A 6735-nucleotide genomic window follows, 5' to 3' on the forward strand; every position below is an offset into this window, starting at 1 on the left:
TTACATGCGGAACACGCCGAAGCGGCTCGGCTCGATGGGGGCATTCAGCGCGGCGGACAGCGCCAGCGCCAGCACGTCACGGGTCTGCTGCGGGTCAATTACACCGTCATCCCACAAACGTGCGCTGGAGTAGTAGGGGTGGCCCTGGGTTTCGTACTGGTCGAGAATCGGCTGCTTGATCGCGGCTTCTTCTTCGGCGCTGAACGCATTGCCCGCGCGCTCGGCCTGTTCGCGCTTGACCTGTACCAGCACGCCGGCGGCCTGTTCGGCCCCCATCACGCCGATGCGTGCATTCGGCCACATCCACAGAAAGCGCGGGTCATAGGCGCGGCCGCACATGCCGTAGTTGCCGGCGCCAAAACTGCCACCGATGATCACCGTGAACTTGGGCACCTTGGCGCAGGCCACCGCCGTGACCAGCTTGGCGCCGTGCTTGGCGATGCCACCGGCTTCGTACTTCTGGCCAACCATAAACCCGGTGATGTTCTGCAAAAACAGCAACGGAATCCCGCGCTGGCAGGCCAGTTCGATAAAGTGCGCGCCTTTTTGCGCGGCTTCGGCGAACAGAATCCCGTTGTTGCCCAGAATCGCAATAGGGTAGCCGTGCAGGTGCGCAAAACCACACACCAGCGTGGTGCCGAACAGCGCCTTGAACTCATCGAATACCGAGCCATCTACCAGCCGCGCGATCACTTCGCGCACATCGAACGGCTGCTTGGCATCGGCCGGGATAACGCCGTACAACTCTTCGCTGCTGTACAACGGCGCCACGGGCGGGCGTTGCACTAACTGACCCTGCTTGCGCCAGTTGAGGTTGGCCACGCTGCGTCGGGCCAGGGCCAGTGCATGTTCATCGCTGTCGGCATAGTGGTCGGCCACGCCGGAGATCTTGCAGTGCACATCGGCACCGCCCAGGTCTTCGGCGCTGACCACTTCGCCGGTCGCGGCTTTTACCAACGGCGGTCCGGCGAGGAAGATCGTGGCTTGCTGGCGCACCATGATCGCTTCGTCGGCCATGGCTGGCACATAAGCCCCACCGGCGGTACAGGAGCCCATCACGACGGCGATTTGCGGGATGCCCTGGGCGCTCATGTTGGCCTGGTTGAAGAAGATTCGCCCGAAGTGCTCGCGGTCTGGGAATACCTCGTCCTGACGCGGCAGGTTGGCGCCACCGGAGTCCACCAGGTAAATACACGGCAGGCGGTTCTGCTCGGCGATGGTTTGCGCGCGCAGATGTTTTTTTACCGTGAGGGGGTAGTACGAGCCGCCTTTGACCGTGGCGTCGTTGGCGACGATCATGCATTCCACGCCCTCCACACGGCCGATCCCGGCGATCACGCCGGCCGCCGGCACGTCTTCGCCGTACACCTGATGCGCCGCCAGTTGGCTGAGTTCCAGGAACGCTGAGCCAGGGTCGAGCAAGCGGTTGATACGCTCACGGGGCAGCAGTTTGCCGCGCGAGGTGTGCCGTTCCTGGGCCTTGGCGCCGCCGCCTTGTTGCACATGGGCAAGCAAGGTGTGCAGGGCGTCGACCTGTTGAAGCATCGCCGCGCTGTTGTTGGCGAACTCCGCTGAACGGGGGTTTAACTGGGTGTGCAAGATGGCCATGGGGCGCTCCTTCAGCGGGTTTCGTTGAAGAGTTCGCGACCGATCAGCATCCGGCGAATCTCACTGGTGCCGGCGCCGATTTCGTACAGCTTGGCGTCACGCAGCAGGCGCCCGGCAGGGAATTCATTGATGTAGCCATTGCCGCCGAGAATCTGGATCGCGTCCAGGGCCATTTGCGTGGCGCGTTCGGCGCTGTAGAGGATCACCCCGGCGGCGTCCTTGCGCGTGGTTTCGCCACGTTCGCAGGCCTGGGCCACCGCATAGAGGTAGGCGCGGCTGGCGTTGAGTTGGGTGTACATGTCGGCGACTTTGCCCTGGATCAGCTGGAATTCGCCGATGCTCTGGCCGAACTGCTTGCGGTCGTGGATGTAGGGCACGATCAGGTCCATGCACGCTTGCATGATCCCGGTAGGGCCGCCCGAGAGCACCACGCGCTCGTAGTCCAGGCCGCTCATCAGCACTTTGACGCCGCCGTTGAGCACGCCGAGGATGTTTTCTTCGGGCACCTCGACGTCATCGAAAAACAGTTCGCAGGTGTTGGAGCCGCGCATGCCCAGCTTGTCGAACTTGTTGCTGCGGCTGAAGCCTTTCGAGTCGCGTTCGACGATAAACGCGGTGATGCCGTGGGGACCTTTTTCCAGGTCGGTCTTGGCGTAGATCACGTAGGTGTTGGCGTCGGGGCCGTTGGTGATCCAGGTCTTGCTGCCGTTGAGCACATAGTGGTCACCGCGCTTGTCGGCACGCAGCTTCATCGAGACTACGTCGGAGCCGGCATTCGGTTCGCTCATGGCCAGGGCACCCACGTGCTCGCCGCTGATCAGTTTCGGCAGGTATTTAAGCTTTTGCTCGTGATTGCCGTTGCGGTTGATCTGGTTGACGCACAGGTTGGAGTGCGCGCCGTAGGACAGCGCCACCGACGCCGAACCACGGCTGATTTCTTCCATGCTCACTACATGCGCCAGGTAACCCAGGCCGGCGCCGCCGTATTCTTCCGGCACGGTGATGCCCAAAAGGCCCATGTCCCCGAACTTGCGCCACAGGTCGGCGGGGAACAGGTTGTCGATGTCGATCTGGGCCGCGCGGGGCGCGATCTCCTTCGCCACGAACGACTGCACCTGGTCGCGCAGCATGTCGATGGTTTCACCGAGGGCGAAGTTCAGGGACGGGTAACTCATGGACAGGCACCTTAATGTGAGCTTTGTTGTTGTGTGGGCGGGGCGCGGGGGAGGGCGCTCACCTTTACGTTAACGTAAGCTTGCGTTACGGCGCTGTCAATCGTAGTTTACGTTTACGTCAACCTACAAAAAAGACAACAGGGGTCGTTATGGATCAACCGCACCCGAGCTACAGCCGTGGCTCCCAGGACAAGACCTTGCTGGCCATGACCATCGGTCAGGCTTTCGACCACACCGTGGCGCACTACCCCGATGGCGAAGCCTTGGTGGTGCGCCATCAGCAACGCCGCTACACCTGGCGGAAGTTGGCCGAGACCGTGGATTTGCACGCCCGTGCGTTCCTCGCTCTGGGCATGCAAACCGGCGATCGCCTGGGCATCTGGGCGCCCAATTGTGCCGAGTGGTGCATCACCCAAATCGCCAGCGCCAAGCTCGGGGTGATCCTGGTGAATATCAACCCGGCCTACCGCAGCAGTGAGCTGGACTACGTACTCAAACAGTCCGGCTGCGATTGGTTGGTGTGCGCCGGCTCGTTCAAGGGCTCCGATTACCACGCCATGTTGCAGGAGCTTAAGCCCGACGTGCGCGGCCTCATCAGCCTGGACCTCAGCCCGCCAACGGGATTTATGCCCTGGTCGCAGTTGGCGGCCCTCGGCGCTGGCATCCCGCCCGAGCAGCTTTATAGTCGCCAAGCCAGCCTGCACTTCGATCAAGCCGTCAATATCCAGTACACCTCCGGCACCACCGGCTTCCCCAAGGGCGCGACCCTCAGTCACCACAACATACTTAATAACGGTTACATGGTCGGCGAAAGCCTGGGCCTCACTGCGCAGGACCGCCTGGTGATCCCGGTGCCGCTGTATCACTGCTTTGGCATGGTCATGGGCAACCTCGGCTGCATCACCCACGGCACCACCATGATTTACCCCAATGACGGTTTCGACCCGCTGCTGACGCTCACTGCCGTCTGCGAAGAACGCGCCACCGGCCTGTACGGCGTGCCGACCATGTTTATTGCGCTGCTGGATCACCCGCGTCGCAGCGAATTCGACCTGGCCACCTTGCGCACCGGCATCATGGCCGGCGCCACGTGCCCCATCGAGGTGATGCGCCGGGTCATCAGCGAGTTGCACATGGGTGAAGTGCAGATCGCCTATGGCATGACCGAAACCAGCCCGGTGTCGTTGCAGACCGGCGCCGATGACGATTTGGAGCGGCGCGTGACCACCGTTGGCCGCACCCAGCCGCAGCTCGAAAACAAAATCATCGACGAGGCCGGTAACACCGTGCCCCGTGGCCAGATTGGTGAACTCTGCACCCGTGGCTACAGCGTGATGCTCGGCTATTGGAACAACCCCGAAGGCACCCGCGAAACAATTGATGACGCCGGCTGGATGCATACCGGCGACCTGGCGAGCATGGATGATCACGGCTACGTGTGTATCGCCGGGCGCAACAAGGACATGATCATTCGCGGCGGTGAGAACGTGTACCCGCGTGAACTGGAGGAGTTTTTCTTCACCCACCCGGCGGTGGCCGATGTGCAGATCATCGGCATTCCGGATGCGCGTTACGGCGAAGAGATCGTCGCCTGGGTCAAATTTCACCCGGGCCATGCGGCCAACGAGCTGGAGCTGCAAACCTGGTGCAAGGGCCGTATTGCGCACTTCAAGACGCCCAAGCACTTCAAGTTTGTGGATGAGTTTCCGATGACGGTGACGGGCAAGATCCAGAAATTCCGCATGCGCGAAATTTCGATCGAGGAGCTGCGAACACGTTCTACCTGACGACACAGAACCAGTGTGGGAGCGGGCTTGCTCGCGAATGCGGTCTGTCAGCTAACTTATGCGGTGACTGATACGCCGCATTCGCGAGCAAGCCCGCTCCCACAGGTTGACCGAGGTGGATCAACGAATTGTTGATATGCAGAAAGCACAAAGGGGACCCGAAGGTCCCCTTTAATTTGTCGTTGCGTGCTCTTTTTTTATTATTGAGGGGCGGTCTGTTGTTGTTTTTGGCAACCGTTACCCTTTACCGCTGTTTTGTGCGACCCCCATCCGGGGTCAAGAGCAAACGTATTTTTTTGAACGCTGATCTGCTTCTTCGTTAACGATCCAACCAGTGGTAGCTACCTGAGGTAGTTTTATTTTTCTCTAACCGGTTGCGGGTGTCGGCACGCCGTACCCTGCGAAGCACATCTTCTTCAAAAAAATCTGTTAGCTGCGTCTCTGCCGTGTTGTTTTTGTTATGTCAGAGTCGTTTCGTCTTATTTTTATTAGGTTTGGCGCTTTTTATTCTTGTTATGCCATAGAGATAGCAGGAGCCGTGCCAACTTTTGAAATCCCTTTAAAATCAATGGTTTGATTTTTGTGTGGGATTTTACCTACGGTGAATACGACAAAATATGTTCCCGTGTTACTCGATGTGTAGCCGTGCGGTAACACATTGTCACGGCTAAGCTACTCAACCGGCGTTACGTGCCTTGGCAACTCGTGATCCCGTCGCTCGACCCAGCACGTTACTGATCTGCAAACCTGCACGAATCAATGCCGCAAGATCGATACCGGTGTTGATACCCAGGCCGTCGAGCAGGTACACCACATCTTCGGTGGCGACGTTACCGCTGGCGCCTTTGGCGTAAGGGCAACCGCCCAGGCCCGCAATAGAGCTGTCGAACACCGTGATGCCCTCAAGCAGGCTGGCGTAGATATTCGCGATTGCCTGGCCATAGGTGTCATGGAAATGCCCGGCCAGTTTGTCCCGTGGCACCTGCGCCCCAACCACGTCGAACAACCGCCGTGTGGCGCCTGCGGTGCCGGTGCCGATGGTGTCGCCCAGCGACACTTCATAACAGCCCATGGCATAGAGTTCGCGCGCTACTGCCGCGACTTGTTGCGGCGCAATCTGGCCTTCGTAAGGGCAACCCAACACACACGACACATAGCCGCGCACGCTGATGCCGTGCTGTTTGGCGGCCGCCATGATCGGCGCAAAGCGCTCCAGGCTTTCGCTGATGGAGCAGTTGATATTGCGCTGGGAAAACGCCTCGGACGCCGCCGCAAACACCGCGACTTCCTTCACGCCCGCCGCCAGCGCATCGTCAAAGCCACGCAGGTTGGGCGCCAGCGCGCCATAGGTCACGCCGGGCTTGCGCTGGATCTGCGCAAACACCTCGGCAGAGCCGGCCATCTGCGGCACCCATTTGGGCGAGACAAAACTGCCGACTTCGATATAACTCAAGCCGGCTGCGCTGAGTGCGTCCACCAGTTGAACCTTGTCGGCCACGCTGATCGGTTGGGCTTCGTTCTGCAAACCGTCGCGCGGGCCGACTTCCACCAGGCGCACAAAAGAGGGGAGAGACATGGGCAGCTACCTTGTGTTTATGGACCCACCGGGTTCATGGTTTGCGCCAGCGCCTGGGTGCAGCGCTCTTCGGCGGTGTCCAGTTCCAGCTTCATCTGTTCGATATCGAGCATCTGTTGCTCAAGCTGCTCACGGCGCTCGGCGATTTTGGCCAGCATGCTGTTGAGCTGGATATGGTTGCCGCTGGTAGGGTCGTAGAGTTCGATCAGCTCACGGCATTCGGCCAGGGAGAAGCCGATGCGCTTGCCGCGCAGGATCAACTTGAGGCTGACCTTGTCGCGCGCCGAGTAAATGCGCTCCTGGCCCCGGCGCTCCGGGGCCAGCAGGCCTTGTTCTTCGTAGAAGCGAATGGCGCGGGTGGTGATGTCGAGCTCGCGCGCGAGGTCGGAGATGCTGTAGGTCGTGCTCATGGGGGCGCTCAAGAAGGTCTTGGCGCTAAGCTAAAGGCAGGTTGACGTTTACGTCAAGCAAATAGCCCGCATGGACACTTATCCTGTGGCGAGGGAGCAATCTGTGGCGAGCAGGCTTGCCCTGCGCTGGGCTGCGAAGCAGACCCAATCAAGACAACTCATTTTTCCAGGCAGAACCG

5 protein-coding genes are annotated in these 6735 nt (G+C 60.3%); 1 reads left to right on the plus strand and 4 read right to left on the minus strand.

The window, feature by feature from the left end:
• Positions 1-1608, minus strand: a complete 1608-nt coding sequence (locus K0H48_RS09100) for a carboxyl transferase domain-containing protein (protein ID WP_219267219.1) — start codon at positions 1606-1608, stop codon at positions 1-3.
• 11 nt (positions 1609-1619) lie between these two features.
• Complete coding sequence (locus K0H48_RS09105; protein WP_138814860.1) at positions 1620-2783, minus strand: isovaleryl-CoA dehydrogenase; 1164 nt, start codon at positions 2781-2783, stop codon at positions 1620-1622.
• A gap of 149 nt (positions 2784-2932) precedes the next feature.
• On the opposite strand from K0H48_RS09105, the gene K0H48_RS09110 reads away from it, so the two are divergent.
• Entirely contained in the window at positions 2933-4570 is a 1638-nt protein-coding gene (locus tag K0H48_RS09110) for an AMP-binding protein (protein WP_219267220.1), read from the plus strand.
• 676 nt (positions 4571-5246) lie between these two features.
• Here the strand turns inward: K0H48_RS09110 and K0H48_RS09115 are convergent.
• The gene (locus tag K0H48_RS09115) at positions 5247-6146 is read right to left on the minus strand and encodes a hydroxymethylglutaryl-CoA lyase (RefSeq protein ID WP_219267221.1); all 900 of its coding nucleotides are present in this window, start codon (positions 6144-6146) and stop codon (positions 5247-5249) included.
• Positions 6147-6163: 17 nt separating this feature from the next.
• Positions 6164-6556, minus strand: coding sequence for a MerR family DNA-binding transcriptional regulator (locus K0H48_RS09120; RefSeq protein ID WP_017136513.1), 393 nt, complete (start codon positions 6554-6556; stop codon positions 6164-6166).
• Positions 6557-6735 lie beyond the last annotated feature (179 nt).

Source organism: Pseudomonas sp. Xaverov 259 (genome assembly GCF_019352915.1).
Classification (GTDB): domain Bacteria; phylum Pseudomonadota; class Gammaproteobacteria; order Pseudomonadales; family Pseudomonadaceae; genus Aquipseudomonas.

What these genes read in the sequence shown, in the direction of transcription:
- K0H48_RS09100 (WP_219267219.1), bottom strand. Translation starts at nt 1,608, where the DNA reads ATGGCCATCTTGCACACCCAGTTAAACCCCCGTTCAGCGGAGTTCGCC.
- K0H48_RS09105 (WP_138814860.1), bottom strand. Translation starts at nt 2,783, where the DNA reads ATGAGTTACCCGTCCCTGAACTTCGCCCTCGGTGAAACCATCGACATG.
- K0H48_RS09110 (WP_219267220.1), top strand. Translation starts at nt 2,933, where the DNA reads ATGGATCAACCGCACCCGAGCTACAGCCGTGGCTCCCAGGACAAGACC.
- K0H48_RS09115 (WP_219267221.1), bottom strand. Translation starts at nt 6,146, where the DNA reads ATGTCTCTCCCCTCTTTTGTGCGCCTGGTGGAAGTCGGCCCGCGCGAC.
- K0H48_RS09120 (WP_017136513.1), bottom strand. Translation starts at nt 6,556, where the DNA reads ATGAGCACGACCTACAGCATCTCCGACCTCGCGCGCGAGCTCGACATC.